This is a genomic window from Knoellia sp. S7-12, from assembly GCF_040518285.1.
Taxonomy (GTDB): Bacteria; Actinomycetota; Actinomycetes; order Actinomycetales; family Dermatophilaceae; genus Knoellia.
Genome location: NZ_CP155449.1, coordinates 4144672 through 4163720, shown reverse-complemented (window position 1 = coordinate 4163720; position 19049 = coordinate 4144672). Strand labels below are relative to the sequence as shown.

The following is a 19049-nucleotide window of genomic DNA, read 5'->3' as shown; positions in this document are numbered from 1 at the left end:
CCCGACATCCGGCACCTGATCACCCGAGCCTTTCAGCGTCATTCGTGCGTGGAACTGCGATTGTCCACAGAGTTGTCCACAGTCTGTGGGTATGCCGAGTGACGCTAACAAGGAGGTGCCCCTGCGGCAAGCCGAAACCCACTACGCAGCCATCCTGCGCGTGAACGCCCCGCGTGTCGTGCCAGCTGCTGACACCGTGAGGTGAGAGCATAGGCGGTTCTCTGCTCAGCGCGGGCGTTCTCGGGCGAGTTTGACCCGGTATGCCGCTCTCACGTACCTTTGACAGGCCTGTTGTGGCGGCCGTTGACGCCTGCCCACAGCCTCTGAGCCAGCACGACCCAACACGCCCCACACCATGCGGTTTTGTCCGGATGGGTCCGTCCCGTGAGAAGAGATTCACCGTGAGCAAGCGTACGTTCCAGCCCAACACTCGTCGTCGGTCCAAGACCCACGGCTTCCGTCTCCGCATGCGTACCCGTGCGGGTCGCGCCATCCTTGGTGCCCGTCGCCGCAAGGGCCGCTCCGAACTCTCCGCCTGAGGCTTCGGTGCTACCGGCGCCGAATCGACTGCGTGAGCGGTCGGAATTCGCGTCGGCCATCCGTGCTCCTGGTGCGATGCGAGCGGGATCGAGGATCCTCGTGGTGCACGCCAACGTGACCGACTCTCGTGCGGGACTCCCGCCGCGGGTCGGTTTCGTCGTGTCCAAAGCCGTGGGCAACGCGGTGGTTCGCAACCGGACCAAGCGCCGACTGCGCGTCGCCATGGCGAGCCGACTCACCGGCATACCGGCTGGTGTTGACGTCGTCGTTCGAGCACAACCGGCAGCTTCCACCGCCACGTTGGCGGAGTTGTCCGAAGCGCTGGAACCGTTGCTGCACAAGGTCATTCGCCGTACTACCACGGACCGATGAGCAGAATATGACACTAGGCCAGGTCGCTGCCAAGCCACTCGTGTGGCTCGTGCGCGCCTACCAACTGGTCCTCTCGCCGATGACTCCGGCCACGTGCCGCTACTACCCCTCCTGCTCCGCGTATGCCGTGACCGCCCTCGGCCGATATGGCCTGTTCCGGGGAACCTGGCTCACGCTTCGGCGGTTGGGCAGATGTCACCCCTGGGCGGCCGGCGGGGTCGACCACGTGCCAGCACTTCCCGGAGAACCTGATGACGGCGAGTTGATCGCGCGCCACATCCCCCACGAGACCACCACCTGACCCACTCACTCAAGCAACACTGTGTGGGCCCACTCCGGCAGAGATGCCGGAATGACCGAAGGAAAGCATGATCGACTTCTTCAACACTCTGATCCGCCCGATTGAGCTCCTCGTCGCGTGGATCATGTACGGCTTCCACCAGGCATTCACCTGGATCGGCCTGGACCCGGCGTCCGGTGCCGCGTGGGCCCTGTCGATCATCGGGCTCGTCATCGTCATGCGAGCGGCAATGATCCCGCTGTTCGTCAAGCAGATCAACGCCTCGCGCAAGATGCAGCTCATCCAGCCCGAGCTGCAGAAGATCCAGAAGAAGTACAAGGGCAAGAACGACCCTGAGTCTCGCCAGGCGATGACCCAGGAGACGATGGGGCTCTATCGCAAGGAGGGCACCAACCCGTTCTCCTCCTGTCTGCCCATCCTCGTGCAGTCGCCGTTCTTCTTCGGACTCTTCCGTGTGCTCAACGGCCTCGAGAAGGTCGCGACCGGCCAGAACGAGGCCATTGGCCCGATCACCCCGAAGGTTGCTGGTCAGGCGGAGTCCGCGACTCTCTTCGGTGCTCAACTCTCCGATACCTTCCTGCGCGCGAACAACACCTCGACCTATGTCGTCACCGTCGTTCTGATCATCCTGATGTCGGCCACGACGTTCACGACGCAGCGTCAGCTGATGACCAAGAACATGCCGGCGTCCGCGCTCGACAACCCGTTCGCGAAGCAGCAGAAGCTGATCATGTACGTCATGCCGGTCGTCTTCGCCGTGTCCGGTATCAACTTCCCGATCGGTGTCCTTCTCTACTGGTTCACCACCAACGTGTGGTCGATGGTTCAGCAGTTCTACGTCATCCGGAAGATGCCGGCGCCCGGATCCGCTGCCGAGAAGGCGCTCCACGAGCGTCTGGCCAAGCGCGGCAAGCCGATCCCCGGCGAGGCGGAGCGCAAGGCCGCTGAGGAGGCCGAGGCCGCCGCTGCGGCGGAACGGTCGAGCCAGCGAGTGCAACCCAAGGGCAAGAAGCGGGCCAAGAAGAAGGGTGGGTCCGCGGCTGTCGCCAAGAAGGCAACCACGACCGACAACTGAGACCACAACTGCCGTATCAGGGCTCTGACCTGCGACGATACGGCGCCGGACCGGCAGACGAAGGCGTCAGCCGCCATGAGAGGAACAACCAGATGAGTGAACTGACTGACCAGGAGACCGCGGACCGCAACGCGGTCGACGCGGCCCAGACGGACGTCACTGAGGCGCCTGAAAGCACCGACGCCACTGACACCACCGACCTCGAGGTGTCGCAGGAAGCCCCCGAGGGGGACGACGCCGAGAACAACGACGACGTCGAAGGTCGCGGCGCTGAGAACACCGCTGGCCGCGCGGTGACGACGCCGGACGCGCCCGCCGATCTGGAGAAGGAGGGCGAGGTCGCGGCTGACTTCCTCGAGAACCTCCTCGACATCTGCGACCTCGACGGTGACATCGACGTCGACATCGACGGCGACCGGGCAGCGGTCGCGATCGTCGATTCCGAAGAGGGCCGGGTGCCCCGCCGCCTCGTCGGTGACAACGCCAAGGTCCTGGATGCACTCCAGGAGCTCACCCGCCTCGCGGTGCAGGCGGCTACTGGGCACCGCAGCCGTCTCATGCTCGACGTTGCCGGTCACCGTGCCGGTCGTCGCGCCGAGTTGGTCGAGGTCGCGAAGGTGGCCATCGCCTCCGTCAAGGAGTCCGGCGAGCAGACCGCGCTCGACCCGATGACCGCATTCGAGCGCAAGGTCGTCCACGACGAGGTTCTTGCGGCTGGCCTCTCCTCCGAGTCTGAGGGTGTCGAGCCCCGTCGTCACGTCGTGGTCCTGCCCGCGTGAGCGATGTTTCACGTGAAACGGTGATCCCTGAGCAGGGCGACAGCCCTGCCACTCACCCAGCCCTGCCGCCAGCCGCACCTTCGGGTGCGGCTGCGGTCTTTGGGGACCGGCTGCTGACCGCCACCCGGTTCGTCGAGATCCTTGCCGACACCGGAGTGAGTCACGGACTCATCGGACCTCGTGAGGTTCCGCGTCTGTGGGAGCGCCACGTCCTCAACTGCGCCGTCATCGAGGACGCCTTCCCCAAGGGGGCCAAACTGATTGACGTGGGCTCTGGTGCCGGGCTCCCCGGCATCGCCCTGGCCATCTCCCGCCCCGACCTCGAGATCCACCTCGTCGAACCGATGCAGCGCCGGACGGACTGGCTGACCGCTACCGTCACCGACCTCGGACTTGGCAACGTCACCGTCCACCGCGGTCGCGCCGAGGAGTTCATCGGCGTCCTGTCCGCACCGTGGGTCACGGCCCGGGCCGTGGCCCGCATCGCGAAGCTCGCCCGCTGGTGCGTCCCCCTCCTTGATGGCCGCGGCACCGTCGTTGCCATGAAGGGACGCTCAGCCCAAGAGGAGCTCGACGCCGACCGCCGCGAACTCAACAAGCTGGGCCTCGTCGCTGACGCGGTGACCTCGCATGGATCCACCGTCCTCGACGAACCCACCCTCACGCTGGACCTCACGTTTCAGCCCAAAACCCGCGTCGCCAAGGGCAAGAAGAAGCGCTGACCCCAGCTCGACACTGCGGCCCCTGTTCCCTCGAACTGGGGCCGCAGCCGTGTGCCCTCATGGGCGCACTGAAGTGCTTGTTCGCCGCAGTCCCATCCGACGCTCGCGCGCTGAGCGCGCTCACGTCTCCCGCCAGGCCCAGCCAGCGGCGAACAAGCACTTCCTCGCTCCCTACCGTCACCTTCCAGCTCCGACCGGTTCCTCTCAACCAACGCCGCCCCTTCCCCATGGGTCACCGCCTCGTCTTGCCCCCTTTGGCTCCCAGCCCTCACCGTGGTCACCTGACGTGTGACCCTCGCCTGTGCAGGCTGTCTCACCCTCTGCAGTCTTAAGCTCCAACGCCAACTCGTCATTGACTGGGCGGTTCGTGGTTGGGGCTGTGTGGTCGCGGGGAGACAGCGGCAAGAAGCCAAACGCGCCAAGCGCCGGGGACGCGCGAAGTGCGATGTTTCACGTGAAACATGACCACTGCGGAAGGCGACCTGTGTGAGTGCAGCAATGCCGGATCGCCGCTGGCTGGGCCTGGCGGCGGGTCCCACGGTCTACGTGGGCGCGCGGAGTGCGGTCAACGCGCGCAGCGCGGATGGGACTGCGGCGATCCACGGTTGACCCACGACCACCGGAAGGTGAGGAGCGGGGCGGGGTGTTTCACGTGAAACTTTGTGCTGTGAGCGGAACTGGGGGAATGGCGGGATGGGATTTTGGCGTGTCGGGGGTGGTTGGGGTTGGATTGGGGCTCCTTGACCGACAACCGTGAGGTGGATCCCGACGATGGCAGTCGAGGCCGAACGCCGTGTGACCCCTGGGTTGGGATTTCCCGCCCTTCCCGGATCCGAGACAGCTTCACTGGGTTGGCCCGGTCCGGATGGCGTCGAACGCGGTGATGTTTCACGTGAAACAGCGCCACCTGCTGTTGTGGACGAGTTGGAATCAGAGGCTGGGGTGCCGGAAGTGTCAGATGTTGGGGTGCTGACCGGGAGTGGGAATCCCGTGGGGGACAGTGAATCCGCAGCAGCTGTGGTCGAGGATGATGACGTTTCACGTGAAACGGACCTGACAGAGTCGGAGAAAGCGGCCGACGCGCTGGCCAAGGTGTCGCACGAGGCGAACGGCGACGTGGCGGACATCCCCGAGGCCGGTGCGGACACTCCGTTGGCCCAGGCGGTCGCGGCGGACACCCGGAAGCGAATGACCCTCGTGGGTCGTGAACTTCCACGTCCCGCCCACACTCGCGTGCTCACGGTGGCGAACCAGAAGGGTGGCGTCGGCAAGACGACGACCACGGTCAATGTCGCCGCTGCTCTGGCGCAGGCCGGTGCGAGCGTGCTCGTCATCGACCTGGACCCGCAGGGCAACGCGAGCACGGCCCTGGGGATTGACCACCACGCAGAGGTCCCGAGCATCTACGACGTCCTCGTCGATGGGGATCCGCTGAGCAAGGTGGTGCAGGCCTGCCCTGACGTCCCTGGTCTCTTGTGTGCACCGGCGACGATCGACCTTGCCGGCGCCGAGATCGAGCTGGTCTCACTGGTGGCCCGTGAGACGCGCCTGCAGAAGGCTGTCGCGAAGTACGTCGCCGAGCTGGGTGAGCGTGGGGAGACGGTGGACTACGTCTTCATCGACTGCCCGCCGAGCCTTGGCCTCCTCACCGTGAACGCCTTTGTCGCCGGCAGCGAGGTGTTCATCCCGATCCAGTGTGAGTACTACGCCCTCGAAGGCCTGTCACAGCTGCTCAAGAACATCGAGCTGATCCGGGATCACCTCAACCCGAACCTCCACGTGTCGACCATCCTGCTCACCATGTTTGACGGTCGCACCCGACTCTCGGCCCAGGTCGCTGACGAGGTGCGCAGCCACTTCCCTGACCAGACCCTCAAGGCGTCCGTGCCCCGATCGGTGCGCATCTCCGAGGCGCCCAGCCACGGCCAGACCGTCATGACGTACGACCCCAACAGCAGCGGCGCCCTCTCGTACCTCGAGGCCGCCTCCGAGATGGCAGCGCAGAACGCCGCCGAGAACAGTGAGGATCGCTCATGAGCGACAAGCGACGTGCCCTGGGCCGCGGACTCGGTGCCCTCATCCCTCCCGGCGCTGGCGGCACAGGGGCCAATCGCCCGACTGACGTCTTCTTCAAGGAGCGTCCGTCAGAACCGGCGGCAGGGTCAGTCGACACCGCTGAGCGACCGACCTCTGACCATGCAGGACCGTCGGCGCAGGACCCGGGCACCAGCCCAGACGCGGTGTCGCCCACTGCGTTGTCGCAGGTCAACGGCCTGAGTGACGCTGACAAGGCATCGACCAACGGCTCCTCGCAGTCACCCTCAGAAGGTCCCGAACTGGTCGCCGTCCCGGGTGCGCAGTTCGCCGATCTCCCACTCGACTCGATCCGCGCGAACCCGCGCCAGCCCCGCACCGTGTTCGACGAGGACGACCTTGCCGAGCTCGTCCACAGCATCCGCGAGATCGGTGTCCTCCAGCCGATCGTCGTGCGCCCCGTCCCTGCGGATGCCACAGACGTCCCGGAGGGTGTTGAGTTCGAGCTCATCATGGGTGAGCGGCGCTGGCGCGCCAGTCGTGAGGCCGGCAACGACACCGTCCCGGCCATCATCAAGGCCACCGAGGACGACGACCTCCTGCGGGACGCCCTCCTCGAGAACCTCCACCGCAGCAACCTCAACGCCCTCGAAGAGGCGGCCGCCTACCAGCAGCTCCTCGATGACTTCGCCTGCACCCAGGAGGAGCTCGCCTCCCGAATCGGCCGCTCGCGCCCCCAGATCAGCAACACCCTGCGCCTGCTGAAGCTGCCCCCGGTCGTCGCTCGCCGCGTTGCCGCAGGAGTTCTCTCAGCCGGACACGCTCGCGCCCTTCTTGGCGTCCCGGACCACGCGGCCATGGAGCGGCTCGCCCAGCGCATCGTCGCCGAGGGCCTCTCGGTCCGCTCGGTCGAGGAGATCGTCTCCCTCGGCGTCGACGACGAGAAGCCGGCCAAACGCCGTCCCCGCGCCGGTGGCCGTCACCCGCAGCTCGACGACCTCGCCGCCAATCTCTCGGACCGCCTCGAGACCCGTGTCGGCATCGCTCTGGGCAAATCCAAGGGCAGGGTCACCATCGAGTTCGCCTCGGTCGAGGACCTCAACCGCATTCTCGACGCCATGCACCTGAGAGGCCAAGCCTGAGGTAGCACCACCAAAAGCGTTGCAGCACAGCGGAATTCGCACAAACCAAAGAAGCCCCCGGCCTGGCGGCCGGGGGCTTCTTCGAGGTGCAGTGGGTCAGGCGAGGAAGGGCTCGAGCTCGCGGAGGAGCTTGGGCTTGGGCATCGCACCGACGATGGTCTTGACGATCTCGCCGTCCTTGTAGACGTGCATCGTCGGGATCGAGGTGATGCCGAGCTTGCCGGTCACACTCGGGTTCTCGTCGGTGTTGAGCTTGACCACGTCGATCTTCTGGGCGTGGTCGCGGGCGATCTCCTCGAGGACAGGAGCGATCGCCTTGCACGGGCCACACCAGGGGGCCCAGAAGTCGACGAGCGTGACCTTGCTGTTCTTGAGGACGTCAGTATCGAACGAGGCGTCGTCGGTCGTGCGGGTGAAGGTGGTGGTGTCCATGGTGGATCCTTCCGAGTCGGGCTGGGGCGGTGGTCAGTGGGCGATGAGGGCGGCAGCGGGAGCGGGTGCGCCCGCGTGCTCGGCCGCGGAGAGGAAGCGCTCGGCATCGAGGGCCGCCGCGCATCCAGAGCCAGCAGCCGTGATGGCCTGCCGGTACGTGTGGTCGACGAGGTCGCCACAGGCGAAGACGCCGGGGAGGTTGGTGAGGGTGGAACGCCCCTGCACGAGGACGTAGCCCTCTGCATCCAGCTCGATGACGCCCTTGATGAGCTCGTTGCGCGGGTCGTGGCCGATCGCGATGAACAGGCCGGTGACGGGGAGGTCGCTGAGCTCGCCGGTGACTGTGTCACGCAGCGTCACACCGGACAGCTTGTCGCCACCGTTGACTGCGGCTACCTCGCTGTTCCAGGCGAACTTGATCTTGTCGTTGGTGAGGGCGCGCTCAGCCATGATCTTGGAGGCGCGCAGCTCCTCACGACGGTGGATCAGGGTGACCGACCGGGCGAACTTGGTGAGGAAGGTTGCCTCCTCGATGGCGGAGTCACCACCTCCGACGACAGCGATGTCCTGGTCGCGGAAGAAGAACCCGTCGCAGGTGGCACACCACGAGACGCCGTGGCCGGAGAGGCGCTTCTCATCGGGCAGGCCGAGCTCGCGGTAGGCCGAACCCATGGCCAGGATGATCGACCGGGCGCGCCAGGTGCGGCCCTCGCCGTCGACGACGGTCTTGATCTCACCGTCGAGCGAGACAATCTCGATGTCGTCGGTGATGAGCTCGGCGCCGAAGCGCTCGGCCTGGGCTCGCATCTCGTCCATGAGGACCGGGCCCATGATGCCGTCGCGGAATCCGGGGAAGTTCTCGACCTCGGTCGTGTTCATGAGCGCCCCACCAGCGGTGACGGCACCCTCGAACAGCACGGGCCGGAGGTTGGCGCGGGCGGCATACACGGCTGCGGTGTATCCGGCCGGGCCGGACCCAATGATGATGACGCTTCTTGGGGCACTGACGTCCTGGCCATTGGTTGCGTCGGCGGGGGAGCTCACGAACACCGTCCCTTGTGGCAGTGGTGGGAAACCACCGCTACATACGGTGGTCAAGGTTGCAACTGATCCTAGGCGCTCAGTGTTCCCGACACTCGGCCCGACCCGCGGTCAGGGCAGGGCCACCGGTCCCGCGAGCAGGGCCGGGTTGTCCGTGGTGCAGTCACGACCGACGGCGTATGCCGTCCGCTCACCTTCGAGGGTCACGACAAGCACCGCGGCCGGAGTCCCGTCGAGGGTGCTGAGGTCCACGTCTGCGCGGGTCGCGCGGGGGAGCCCGAGCGCCTCGAGACAGCTCCGCACACCGATCTCCGTGCCGATCGGGCCGATGCCTGGGGCCTCGGCCGTCAGCGGGGTGGTCGTCGGACCGGCCCCGCTGGCGTACACCGGGCCGAGTTGGCTCGCCAGATCCGCCGCTGTGTAGGCGCGGCCGGAGAGCCGGACGGCGATGGCCCCGAGAACGGCCTGACGTCCACCGTCAGCGTCGTTCAGATCGGGTGTGTTCTGGGGTGCAGCGGGTTCCGCGTCCGACTCCGTGAAGGACTTGCTCTGGTCGCCGGCCGTGTCGGAACCGGCAGAAGCGGCGCCCTCGGTGTTCGATACGGAACCGAGTTCACCGAAAGGAATCGAGGCCACGACGCCGCCACCGACGAGGACGACAGCAGCCACGGCGACGTGGCTCCCGTGTCGCGCCCACCACGACGCTCGGGTGGCAGCGGGATGCGTGGTTTCACGTGAAACCACGCCTGTCGCGGACTGGTGCCCCTCGGCCGAGTCCACACCGGAGCCCTCGAGCGGCGGCAGGTCGGCAAGAGAGGCGCGAATCCGGTCGACGAGATCGTCGGGCATGGGCCCCGGATCCGGGAGCCCGCGCAGCAGCGCACGCATCCCGGTCGGGTCCGTGTCGTCGTCGTGCGTGTTCACCACCAACTCCTCAGGCCAGGTGTCGAGTGACCGCCGGCGAGGTCGCACAGCGGCCGCGGCAGGGTGTGGCCCTCTTGGTAGGACGTCACGAGGTCGCCCCGGGTTCCCGACTGACGTCGTCGGATGCCTGCCCGAGCAGCGCTGCCAGGGCTGCGCGTCCACGTGCACAGCGCGACTTCACCGTGCCCACAGCGACACCGAGGGTCAGCGCAGCCTCGGAAACCGGCATACCGTGCATGTCGACGAGGACAAGCACGACGCGCTGGTGCTCCGGGAGCTGCGCGAGAGCCGCGCGGACGTCGAGGCCGGTCAGCGCCTCGCCGTGACGGTCGTGGGTGTCGATGATGTCGATGTCCGCGGCGTCCCCGGCGCGGCGAAGGACGTCGCGCTCACGCCGCAGGCGATCGAGGCAGGCGTTGATGACGATCCGGTGCAGCCACGTAGACACCGCAGCATCGCCGCGATAGGACCCCGCACGCCGGAACGCGTTGATGAAACCCTCCTGGACGCAGTCGGCAGCCAGTTCGCGGTCGCCGGTGGTGCGCACGGCTACAGCCCACAGGCGATCACGATGCCGGCGGAAGAGTTCGCCAAAAGCGTCCGTGTCACCAGCGACGTGACGGGCCATGAGGGCGCGATCGTCGGCACCCTCGAGGTCGGCCATGTCAGTTCTTGACCTCGACCTCGCCCAGGATGGCGCGGTAGCGGCCACTGTCGTCCGTGGTGAGGCCGGTGAACCACACGATGACGTATTGGCCGGTCGTGCCGGCCTTGACCGGGAACGACACCGTGCCGTTGGCGTCGGCCTTCTCGCCCACCTTGATGGCCCCGGACAGGGTGCGCTCGGCATTGACGTAGACCTCGACGTCGGCGCTGTTGGCAAGGGTGAGCCTGATCTCGCGGGCAGCGACATTGGGGCCGAGGTCGACACTGACGCCGACGCCACGCTTGAGCCCACCGAAGCTCGCTGAGGAGTAGCCCTCGGACTGCCAGGCGGTCTGGGGGTTTCCGTCGAACACACGCGGTGCGCGCGTGCCGTTCTCGCGGCTGTCACCCTGCGGGTCAAATCCGTCGGCACCCAGGATCTGCAGAGCCTCACCCGTCGTCGCACTGGGGGCCCTTGCTGAGCCGCTTGCGGAGGGAGTGGATGGGGTGGGGGAGGCAGAGATGGACCGGGCAGGGACCCCACCGAAGTCGATGTTGGTGTTGGAGCCGATCCGCGAGACACCCCACAGACCGACGATCAGGGCCAGGACGAGGAAGGCGGCGACGATTCCGAGGGCGACCTTGGACTCGTCCCTGGTCAAGGGCTGAGCGGGCACGAGTGGCGCGGGAGGTTCGAGGAACGCATCGGTCCCGGTCCCGGGCCGAAGTTTCTCACCGTCTGGCGTCAGGCCGGGGGCGTTGGGACCGGTGATCCGCTCATGGAAGCCGCGGCGCTCGGCCGCCTTCTCAGCGGCGCGATCGCCGACCTGTCGGCTGAACGTGCCAACTCGTGAGCCCACTCGACCCACGGCACCGGCCACGACCGACCCGGCACCGGACATGGCAGCACCGGCAGCCGACGCGGCCGCGGCTGCACTCGCCGCCGCGCTCGCAGCGGCGCTGGGTCCGGCGGCGCTGGGCCCCGAGGCCGCATGGTCGCCTGCGTCGGCCGGGTGGCGGTCGGTGGAGTCGTCGTGGGTGTCGCCATCGACCTCATCAGTGTCGGCCGTGGCCGGCTGAGGCGTGCGTGCCTCGGGCGTGGGGGCAACGGCCGCGAACTCGGCCGTGCTGTCGAGCTCGGGGCGGGGCGTCGTGGTGACGGCCACGTCGGAGATCGGGATGGCTTCGGTGACCGGGGAGCTCTCGTCGACCGATGGCTCGTCCAGCTCGCGCCGGTCAATGACCCGGGTTGGCGAGTCGTCCTCGAACACCTCGACGTCTCCGTCCTCGGCCGAGCGGTCGAGGGCTGCCGGGGCAAGTGCGGTCGTCGGGACGGGGGCCGGCTGTGCGCTCGGGCTTGGCGTCGGGCCGGGGGTCGTTGCGGCAGACGTGACCCGTGGTGTCGCGGGGGACAAGGCGGTGGACACGCGAGGATCGACCGCACTTGTCGTCGCGATCGTGGACCGTCCTGCCACCTGACGTGAGGGCCAGGGCGCGATCTGACGGGCGAAGTCGCCAGGAGACGTCGGCCCCTGATCCTCACCGAGGGTCAACCGGCAAAGGGCATCGAGGTCGCGCGGCACTCCGGCAGCGATCTCGGACGGAGCGGCGACGCCCCCCAGGACGCGGGGGGCGGACCCGAGCGACGTCTGACCGTCACCGGGCCACAGACCGGTGAGCCCGGCATACGCCAAGGAGACGACGCCGATGGCGTCGCGACGGGACGCGTCATCGGGCTCGAGGTCGTCGAGTTCGACGAGAGCCGCGCTCGTGGCGACGCCGCGCACGCGCACCTCGCCGTCGAGGGTCCGCAGGACGTCCTCGGGACGCAGGTCAAGGTGGTGCAGGCCGCGCTGGCGGGCAGATTCGAGAGCAGTCGCCACTTCGCCGACGATGCGACGCACTTCGTCCGCGGGGAGTCCGCCTTCGTGAACGAGTTGGGCCAGCGAACGTGCGCCGGCGTTGTCGGGCTCGACGACCCAGGCGAGGCCGCGCTCGCGGCCGACGTCGAGGACCCGGTGGAGGGTGGATGTGTCGACACCGGCAGCCCGCCGAGCCGCGTCGAGCACGGCGCTGGACCGGTGGTCGGAGTCGGCCAGGCAGAGGACGACGACGGAGCGCCCGAGGGTCGTGTCGTCAGCAGTCCAGCGTTCGCCCCCGTGGCGTTGCTCGATCCTGCGCTGCGTGGTGTAGCGCCCATCGAGGGTGGTTCCCGGTCCGACGCCCTCCAACGGGTGCCCCTTCCACTCAGTGTGGCGCTCATCCTATGTGTTGCCGTGGGGAGGACGCGGGGGTCAGTCTCCGGCGAGCCGCTGCCAAGCGATCCGGGCGATCCGGCGCTCGTTGGGGAACGTGAGGTGCTGGTGGGCGTCGCGCAGGGCGAACCAGGCGACGTCGATCGCCTCGTGGTCGGGATCGTTCTCGATGGTGAGGACGCCGCCGATCGCCTCGAGCAGGTAGTGGTGGACGTACTTGTGGATCCGCCGGTCACCGACCGCGAACCAGTAGTCGATCGTGCCCAGCTCGATGAGGACCTTGCCCTGTATGCCGGTCTCTTCCGCGACCTCTCGGGCGGCGGTCTGCGGGAGGGTTTCGGCGCCTTCGATGTGCCCCTTGGGCAGGCACCACTCGACGCGGCCAGCCCGGTTGCGCCGCGCGATGACGGCGATCCGTGCCTCTCCGTCGTGCACATCGACGACCACGCCTCCGGCGGATCGCTCCTCGACCGCAGGGAGCCGCCGGATGACCCGGGGTGGTTCCGCTGCGGCATGGCTCATCTGGTCACTCTAACCACGCCCGCTGATGCACCTACTCTTGTCACTCGTGTCACCCACCCCGCCTCCCGCTGCGCTCATGAAGCAGGCCGTCGCCCGTCTCGCACCGGTGCTGCCGTTGCTCACCCAGCTCGGATCCCTGTTCAGCCAGGGGGGTCACGAGCTGGCTCTGGTGGGTGGTCCCGTGCGCGATGCGTTCCTCGACCGCACTCCTCCCGACCTCGACTTCGCCACGAGCGCGTCGCCCGATGAGACCGAGGCGATCCTGCGTTCCTGGGGGACGGCGACGTGGGACATGGGCCGCGAGTTCGGCACGATCGGGGCCCGGCGCCGGGTCGACGGCGTTGAGACAGTTGTCGAGATCACGACCTACCGCGCCGACGCCTATGACGGTGTGACCCGCAAGCCGGTCGTCGCGTTCGGCGAGTCGCTCGAGGAGGACCTCGTCCGGCGCGACTTCACCGTCAACGCGATGGCGCTCCGGCTCCCTTCACTCGAGTTCGTCGACCCCCATGGCGGGTTGGCCGACCTCGAGGCAGGCGTGCTGCGCACCCCTGCTGCGCCCGAGGTGAGCTTCGGCGACGACCCGCTCCGGATGATGCGCGCCGTGCGCTTCGTCGCGCAGCTCGGTCTCGTCCCGGCTCCGCAGGTGTATGCCGCGATGCAGGCGATGGCTCCCAGCCTCGAGATCGTCTCGGCGGAGCGGGTGCGTGACGAACTGGTCAAACTGTTGCTTGCTCCCCGGCCCCGCGCGGGACTGGAGCTGCTCACGGCAAGTGGGCTCGCGGCATACGTGCTGCCTGAACTCCCGGCACTGCAGCTGGAGGTGGATGAGCACCACCGTCACAAGGACGTCTACGACCACTCACTCATCGTCCTGGAGCAGGCGATCGACCTCGAGGGTCCGACCGACGGGCCCGCTGAACCCGTGCCTGGGCCGGATCTCGTCCTGCGGCTGGCGGCCCTGCTCCACGACATCGGCAAGCCGGCGACGCGTCGGTTCGAGCCGGCGGGAGGCGTGAGCTTCCACCACCACGAAGTCGTCGGCGCCAAGTTGACCGCCAAGCGGCTCAAGGCGCTGCGCTTCGACAAGGAGACGATCAAGGCCGTCTCGCGGCTCGTGGAGTTGCACCTGCGCTTCCACGGATACGGCGAGGGGCAGTGGACCGACTCGGCGGTGCGGCGCTACATCACCGACGCCGGACCCCTGCTGCCCCGGTTGCACCGGCTCACTCGGGCAGACTGCACCACCCGCAATGTCCGCAAGGCACAGCGACTTTCGCGCACCTATGACGAGCTGGAGCGTCGGATCGGGCTGCTCCTCGAGCAGGAGGAACTGGCGGCGGTGCGACCCGAGCTCGACGGCAACGAGATCGCCGACGTGTTGGGGATCAAGCCCGGGCCGGTGCTCGGTCGGGCCTACAAGTACCTGTTGTCCGTGCGGCTCGATGAGGGCCCCATCGGACCCGAGGCCGCCGCCGACCGACTCCGGACCTGGTGGGCCGACCAACCCGAGTCCACGCCGCAGGCCTGACGGGCTCGGCGAGGCCGCGGGCCAATGGACATGCAGTCGTGGCTCCGGCCGGCACCGACCAGCCCAGTCACGCACGCCCGAGTGCAGAAAGCAGCACCACTGCATGTCCGTCGGCCCGCGCAGAAGTCAGTGGGGAGTTCTCCCCATCGTGCTCACCACTGGTGCACGGCTAGGCTGACTCGGATCATGAAACGGCGCCCGGTGAGGGCGCTGTCCCCGACCGCTCTGGAGGTGGCCCCGATGCCCACGGTGGGTCATCCCAGCGCGCTCAGCCCGCAGCTCCCGACCATCGAGCTGACCCTGCCCGAGGGCTGGATCGCCGAACCTGGTGGTGACGCACTCTTCCGCGCCACGCACGGCAGGGGAGGGGACCTCGCACCCCAGCTGACGGCATACATCCACACGTCGCGCGAGGCGACCACCGACGATCTCGTCGACGATCTCGTCATCGAGGCGGAGGCCCACGACGAAGGTGAGGCCGACCCGACCTTTGCCGTCGACCTCGACGGTCGCACCTGGACCGGTCTCAACGTCTCGTGGATCGACGACGGCGAACCTGTCTATGTCGTGCACCTGGTGACAGCCATCGCCGCCGGCGACGTCACGCAACTCGCCCGCCTCACCGGCCGCATCGCCGGCCCGCACTCCGAGCGCGACTACGACGAGGTCCAGGACGTCCTGGAAACCGTGCGGCTGACCCCCGCGCTCGGAGACGACGCGTGAGCGCCCGCCACTACGCCTCGCTCACGGGGCCGGACGTGCGCATCCGCTCCGGCGCCGCGACCCACGTCGGCCGCGTGCGCGACCACAACGAGGACAGCCTCATCGCGCAGGGCCGCGTCTATGCCATCGCCGACGGCATGGGCGGTCACGCCGCCGGTGAGGTCGCCAGCCAGATCGCGGTCCAGTGTCTGGGGGAGCTCAACACCCGTGAGCACGTCCGCTCCGAGGACATCGTCGCGCTGCTGCGCCGCACCAACACGGAGATCCTCGAGTCTGCGGCCCGCCATCCGGAGCAGACCGGCATGGGCACGACCGTCGCCGGCCTGACCGTCGTCGATGCCGGCGGCGCCGAGCACTGGATCGTCTTCAACGTCGGCGACTCCCGCGTCTACCGTTTCCTCGGCAACCGGATGAGCATGGTGACCCAGGACCATTCCGAGGTCCGCGAGATGGTCGACGCCGGACTCATCACCGCCGACGAAGCGCTGAGGCACCCGCTCCGCAACATCATCACGCGCTCCCTGGGCACCGAACCGGGGCCGACCGCGGACGTCTGGGTCTTCCCGCCGCACCCCGGTGAGCGCTTCGTCCTGTGCAGTGACGGACTGTCCAACGAGATCGATGACCGCACGATCATGGTGGCTCTGCAGAAGTACGACGACCCCCAGGTTGCCGCAGACGCCTTGTGCATGGCCGCCGTGGAGGCCGGGGGTCGTGACAACATCAGTGTTGTCGTCGTCGCCTTCGATGCCGACGAAGATGACAACGACGAGGCCGACACGGCTCCCCGTCACACTCTGATGCCGACCTGAGGAACCCACCGTGAGCAGCACCGAGGTCACGACCCAGCCTTCCGCGGGGTGGGTCGCGCTATCCGCCGCCGACCGTCATCTGATCGTTCAGGGGTCATCGGTCGTCGCGGGTGATCTGCAGGGTCCGCTGGATGCCGGGCTCGTCGAGGTGCTCCAGACCCTCGGTCGTGACGGACTGGGTGCGCTGCCGGACTTCGCCTTGGTCGACACCTCCGGTGACCGGACCCGCGTCGTCGTGCGTGGTGAGGCCGTCGTGCGCGCTGACGGTTCGGATGTTTCTGCAGACGGGCGTATGCCGTGGCGCGACCTTGATCTCGACGCTGCCGTCATCGAGTTGGGTGACGGAGGACGGGGCGGCTGGCGCCGCCCAGCACGCCTCGGCCGACCCGCCGTGGTCCCGGTGCCGGCAGGGGAGCCCGAGGTCGACGTCGCTCCGGAGGCTCACGCGGAGCCCGAGCCGGAGCTTGCCGACGAGGCTGGGGCCGACGAGGCTGTGGAGCAGGTTGCCCCTGAGGCCGAGGTGGACGCTGTTCCCGAGCCCGAGCCCGAGCCCGAGCCCGAGCCCGAGCCCGAGCCCGAGCCCGAGCCCGAGCCCGAGCCGGCACCTTCAGCTCCGCCGGTCCCGAAGCTGGAGCCCGAAGCCGTCGCCGAGCCCGAGCCCGAGGTTGTTGCGGACTCGGAGCCAGAAGCCGAGCCTGAGCCCGCCGACAGCGAGGTGCCCGAACTGTCACCGACCGCGCTCGCCCCGCCGGTCCCGCCAGCCGACCTGACATTGCCGCCGTCCGAGGAGTACGCCGGATCGACGCCCGCCGAGCGCATCCCCCCGGTGAAGGTGGCCGCGCCCGACAAGAAGGTGCTCATCGACAGCGTCCCGTGGCGGACGCTTCCTGCCGGCGAACAGTCAGCAGACGAGGCTGGCGAACCTGGCGAACCCGGCAACGCTGAGAAACCCGTCGGACCGTCCGTGGTCGCGCCGCCTGTCCCGACTGCTGCCCCGAGCGCTGGCCCGGCTGCTGAGCCGTCGCCCGAGCCCGTGGCTGCTGACGGACCCACCGGCCCGGACAACTGGGGCATGACCGGACCGCCGCCCACCCAGCCCCCGCCCGGGGAAGAGCCGGCATCGGCATCCACCTCCGCACCGGTAGCCGAACCCGCCGAAGCCTCCGCAGTTGTCGCGTCGCCCGTGCCCGTGCCGGACGTCACGATGGACCGCAGCGCGCTGACTCCGGGGACCGAAGGCCCTGCCGACAGCCCCGTCGTGCTCGCTGTCCTGTGTCCGGCGGGCCACCACTCGTCGCCCCACGCCAGCAACTGCCGCGTGTGCAGTCGGGACATCCCGACGCAGCAGCCGTTCCAGACGCCGCGCCCCCAGCTGGGCACCCTGGTCGTGTCGACCGGTGGCCTCGTGCCACTCGACCGCGGGATCCTCCTCGGCCGGGCGCCCAAGGTCAACGCCGACCTCCCACCCAGCAGCCGACCGCACCTCGTCCGGCTCGCCTCTCGCGACAACGACATCTCCCGCAACCACGCCGAGGTCATTCTCGAGGGTTGGCACGTGCTCGTCCGCGACCTCGGCTCGACCAACGGCACGACGGTGACGCTGCCCGGCCAGGAGCCGGTGCGGCTGCGCCCCACCGAGGACTTCGGAATCGAACCCGGCGCCATCCTCACCCTGGCCGACGAGGTCTCCCTCACCTATGAGGTCTCGGAGTGAGCCGAGCAGCACCTGGCTCCGCCCCGGAGATCCCCGGACTCGTCTATCGCCAGCCCCTGGGCTCGGGTGGCTATGCCGACGTCTTCCTCTATGAGCAGCAGCAGCCGCGAATGCCCGTGGCGGTTAAGGTCCTCAAGCGTGAGGGCCTGACGCCGACGATCCTGCGGCAGTTCGTCGACGAGGCCAACACGATGGCCCAGCTCGCGGACCACCCCTACATCGTCCAGGTCTTCCGCAGCGAGAAGCTCCCCGACGGTGGCGCCTACCTCGTCATGAAGTACTACCCGCCGCCCAACCTTGCGACCCGGGCCAAGCGGGAAAGGCTCACGGTCGAAGAGGTGTTGCGCACCGGCATACAACTGGCAAGTGCGGTCGAGACCGCGCATCGCGCGGGCATCATCCACCGCGACATCAAACCGGCCAACGTCCTCATCAGCCAGTACGGCTCACCCGGCCTCACCGACTTCGGCATCGCCGGCCGTGGCGGCCAGGAGGAGCACGACGAGGACGTCGGCGTCTCCGTGCCCTGGTCCCCACCCGAGGTCCTCTATGGGCAGAGCAATGGTGACGCCCGCAGTGACGTCTACTCGCTCGCGGCCACGCTGTGGCACCTCCTTGTCGGGCGCTCGCCGTTCGAGCAGCCGGGCGGCGACAACTCGGCCTACTCGCTCATGCCGCGGATCCGGGCCACACCGGTCCCGCAGACCGGCCGAGCCGATGTCCCGCTCAGCCTGGAACGCCTTCTTGGCCACGCCATGGCCAAGAAGCCCGACGCCCGCCCGCAGAGTGCGATCGACCTCGCCCGCGCCCTCCAGGCCATCGAGCAGGAACAGCGCTTCGCCCGCACCCCGATCGTCGTCCTCGACGAGTCCGGTCACACGACCGTCGCCGACAGCCGGAGCCAGGTCGCACCCGAGCACACCGACCCGGACCGCACGAGCGTGCGCGCGCCCACCGTCTCGTCCGCCCAGGCCTACCTGCCAGCCCCCGCGTCCCGGCCGGCCACGACCGAGGGCGGGACCGACGACGGCCCTGCACCAACGACCATCAGTGGGGGCGCACTCCTCGCCGGTGTCGGCGTGCTCATGGTGCTGCTCGTCGGCGCCCTCGTCTGGGCCGTGGGCTTTCGTGGCGACGAGCCCACCGACGAGGCGACTGACGCCCCCTCTGCGTCGGTGACCGCCGGCGCTGGCGGACCCGTCGTCGACATCCCGGAGCAGCCGGCGATGGATGGCCGGGCCGTCGCCGGTGGGGTGGCCTTCAGCTGGAACTACGCCGGCGTACGCAAGGGCGACTTCTATCGGATGCGCATCGCTGCGAGCGAGGCGGAGGTGGCGCAGGCCGAGGTCACGACCGTGCGCAAGATGCCGCACACCGCAGCGGCCAAGCCCGGCGCACAGGTCTGCGCGCAAGTGGCGGTGGCGCGCGCGGCAGGCGCCACGTCGCCATACTCCCCCATCAAGTGCGTGACTGGAGGCTGACCCG

Annotated in this window: 20 protein-coding genes; 14 read left to right on the top strand and 6 right to left on the bottom strand. The window is 68.5% G+C overall.

All coding sequences use genetic code 11. The features are described 5' to 3' along the window. Positions 1-401: 401 nt before the first annotated feature. From rpmH to V6K52_RS19940, 9 genes are all read left to right on the top strand, one after another. A complete protein-coding gene (gene rpmH / locus V6K52_RS19980) occupies positions 402-539 on the top strand; it encodes a 50S ribosomal protein L34 (protein WP_040884819.1) in 138 nt (45 codons plus the stop codon). Continuing rightward, positions 478-912 carry a ribonuclease P protein component gene (rnpA, locus tag V6K52_RS19975; RefSeq protein ID WP_353951859.1) on the top strand — a complete coding sequence of 145 codons (435 nt, stop codon included), beginning with the start codon at positions 478-480 and terminating at the stop codon, positions 910-912. Before rpmH ends, rnpA begins: the two co-directional genes overlap by 62 nt. A 7-nt stretch (positions 913-919) precedes the next feature. After that, positions 920-1213 carry a membrane protein insertion efficiency factor YidD gene (yidD, locus tag V6K52_RS19970; RefSeq protein ID WP_353951858.1) on the top strand — a complete coding sequence of 98 codons (294 nt, stop codon included), beginning with the start codon at positions 920-922 and terminating at the stop codon, positions 1211-1213. 67 nt (positions 1214-1280) lie between these two features. Then, the gene (gene yidC, locus V6K52_RS19965; protein WP_353951857.1) at positions 1281-2288 is read left to right on the top strand and encodes a membrane protein insertase YidC; all 1008 of its coding nucleotides are present in this window, start codon (positions 1281-1283) and stop codon (positions 2286-2288) included. A 92-nt stretch (positions 2289-2380) separates the two neighbouring features. Continuing rightward, positions 2381-3067 (top strand): R3H domain-containing nucleic acid-binding protein, encoded by a 687-nt coding sequence (locus V6K52_RS19960; RefSeq protein WP_353951856.1) that lies wholly within the window; start codon positions 2381-2383, stop codon positions 3065-3067. A 62-nt stretch (positions 3068-3129) separates the two neighbouring features. Next, positions 3130-3789: a 16S rRNA (guanine(527)-N(7))-methyltransferase RsmG gene (rsmG, locus tag V6K52_RS19955; protein WP_353953825.1), complete on the top strand. Its 660-nt coding sequence runs from the start codon at positions 3130-3132 to the stop codon at positions 3787-3789. Positions 3790-4275: 486 nt separating this feature from the next. After that, positions 4276-4398, top strand: a complete 123-nt coding sequence (locus tag V6K52_RS19950; RefSeq protein WP_353951855.1) for a hypothetical protein — start codon at positions 4276-4278, stop codon at positions 4396-4398. Positions 4399-4779: 381 nt separating this feature from the next. Beyond that, a complete protein-coding gene (locus V6K52_RS19945; RefSeq protein ID WP_353951854.1) occupies positions 4780-5826 on the top strand; it encodes a ParA family protein in 1047 nt (348 codons plus the stop codon). Next, positions 5823-6965 (top strand): ParB/RepB/Spo0J family partition protein, encoded by a 1143-nt coding sequence (locus tag V6K52_RS19940; protein ID WP_353951853.1) that lies wholly within the window; start codon positions 5823-5825, stop codon positions 6963-6965. Before V6K52_RS19945 ends, V6K52_RS19940 begins: the two co-directional genes overlap by 4 nt. A 96-nt stretch (positions 6966-7061) precedes the next feature. On the opposite strand, the gene trxA is transcribed toward V6K52_RS19940, so the two are convergent. The 6 genes from trxA to V6K52_RS19910 form a co-directional block, all read right to left on the bottom strand. Then, entirely contained in the window at positions 7062-7397 is a 336-nt protein-coding gene (gene trxA / locus V6K52_RS19935) for a thioredoxin (protein WP_353951852.1), read from the bottom strand. A 33-nt stretch (positions 7398-7430) separates the two neighbouring features. After that, complete coding sequence (trxB, locus tag V6K52_RS19930; protein ID WP_353951851.1) at positions 7431-8447, bottom strand: thioredoxin-disulfide reductase; 1017 nt, start codon at positions 8445-8447, stop codon at positions 7431-7433. A 102-nt stretch (positions 8448-8549) separates the two neighbouring features. Then, positions 8550-9362 carry a hypothetical protein gene (locus V6K52_RS19925; RefSeq protein WP_353951850.1) on the bottom strand — a complete coding sequence of 271 codons (813 nt, stop codon included), beginning with the start codon at positions 9360-9362 and terminating at the stop codon, positions 8550-8552. A gap of 85 nt (positions 9363-9447) precedes the next feature. Continuing rightward, a complete protein-coding gene (sigM, locus tag V6K52_RS19920; protein WP_353951849.1) occupies positions 9448-10026 on the bottom strand; it encodes an RNA polymerase sigma factor SigM in 579 nt (192 codons plus the stop codon). Position 10027: 1 nt separating this feature from the next. Further along, on the bottom strand, positions 10028-12238 hold the full coding sequence (locus V6K52_RS19915) for a hypothetical protein (protein WP_353951848.1): 2211 nt from the start codon (positions 12236-12238) through the stop codon (positions 10028-10030). A gap of 63 nt (positions 12239-12301) precedes the next feature. After that, positions 12302-12784, bottom strand: a complete 483-nt coding sequence (locus V6K52_RS19910) for an NUDIX hydrolase (RefSeq protein ID WP_353951847.1) — start codon at positions 12782-12784, stop codon at positions 12302-12304. Positions 12785-12860: 76 nt separating this feature from the next. Between V6K52_RS19910 and V6K52_RS19905 the strand changes: the two genes are divergently transcribed. From V6K52_RS19905 to V6K52_RS19885, 5 genes are all read left to right on the top strand, one after another. Beyond that, positions 12861-14315, top strand: coding sequence for a CCA tRNA nucleotidyltransferase (locus tag V6K52_RS19905; protein WP_353953824.1), 1455 nt, complete (start codon positions 12861-12863; stop codon positions 14313-14315). A gap of 186 nt (positions 14316-14501) precedes the next feature. Next, complete coding sequence (locus tag V6K52_RS19900) at positions 14502-15038, top strand: hypothetical protein (RefSeq protein ID WP_353951846.1); 537 nt, start codon at positions 14502-14504, stop codon at positions 15036-15038. Beyond that, positions 15035-15850 carry a protein phosphatase 2C domain-containing protein gene (locus V6K52_RS19895; protein ID WP_353951845.1) on the top strand — a complete coding sequence of 272 codons (816 nt, stop codon included), beginning with the start codon at positions 15035-15037 and terminating at the stop codon, positions 15848-15850. The genes V6K52_RS19900 and V6K52_RS19895 overlap by 4 nt, the downstream gene beginning before the upstream one ends. A gap of 10 nt (positions 15851-15860) precedes the next feature. Further along, complete coding sequence (locus tag V6K52_RS19890) at positions 15861-17564, top strand: FHA domain-containing protein (protein WP_353951844.1); 1704 nt, start codon at positions 15861-15863, stop codon at positions 17562-17564. Further along, complete coding sequence (locus V6K52_RS19885; protein WP_353951843.1) at positions 17561-19045, top strand: serine/threonine-protein kinase; 1485 nt, start codon at positions 17561-17563, stop codon at positions 19043-19045. The genes V6K52_RS19890 and V6K52_RS19885 overlap by 4 nt, the downstream gene beginning before the upstream one ends. Positions 19046-19049 lie beyond the last annotated feature (4 nt).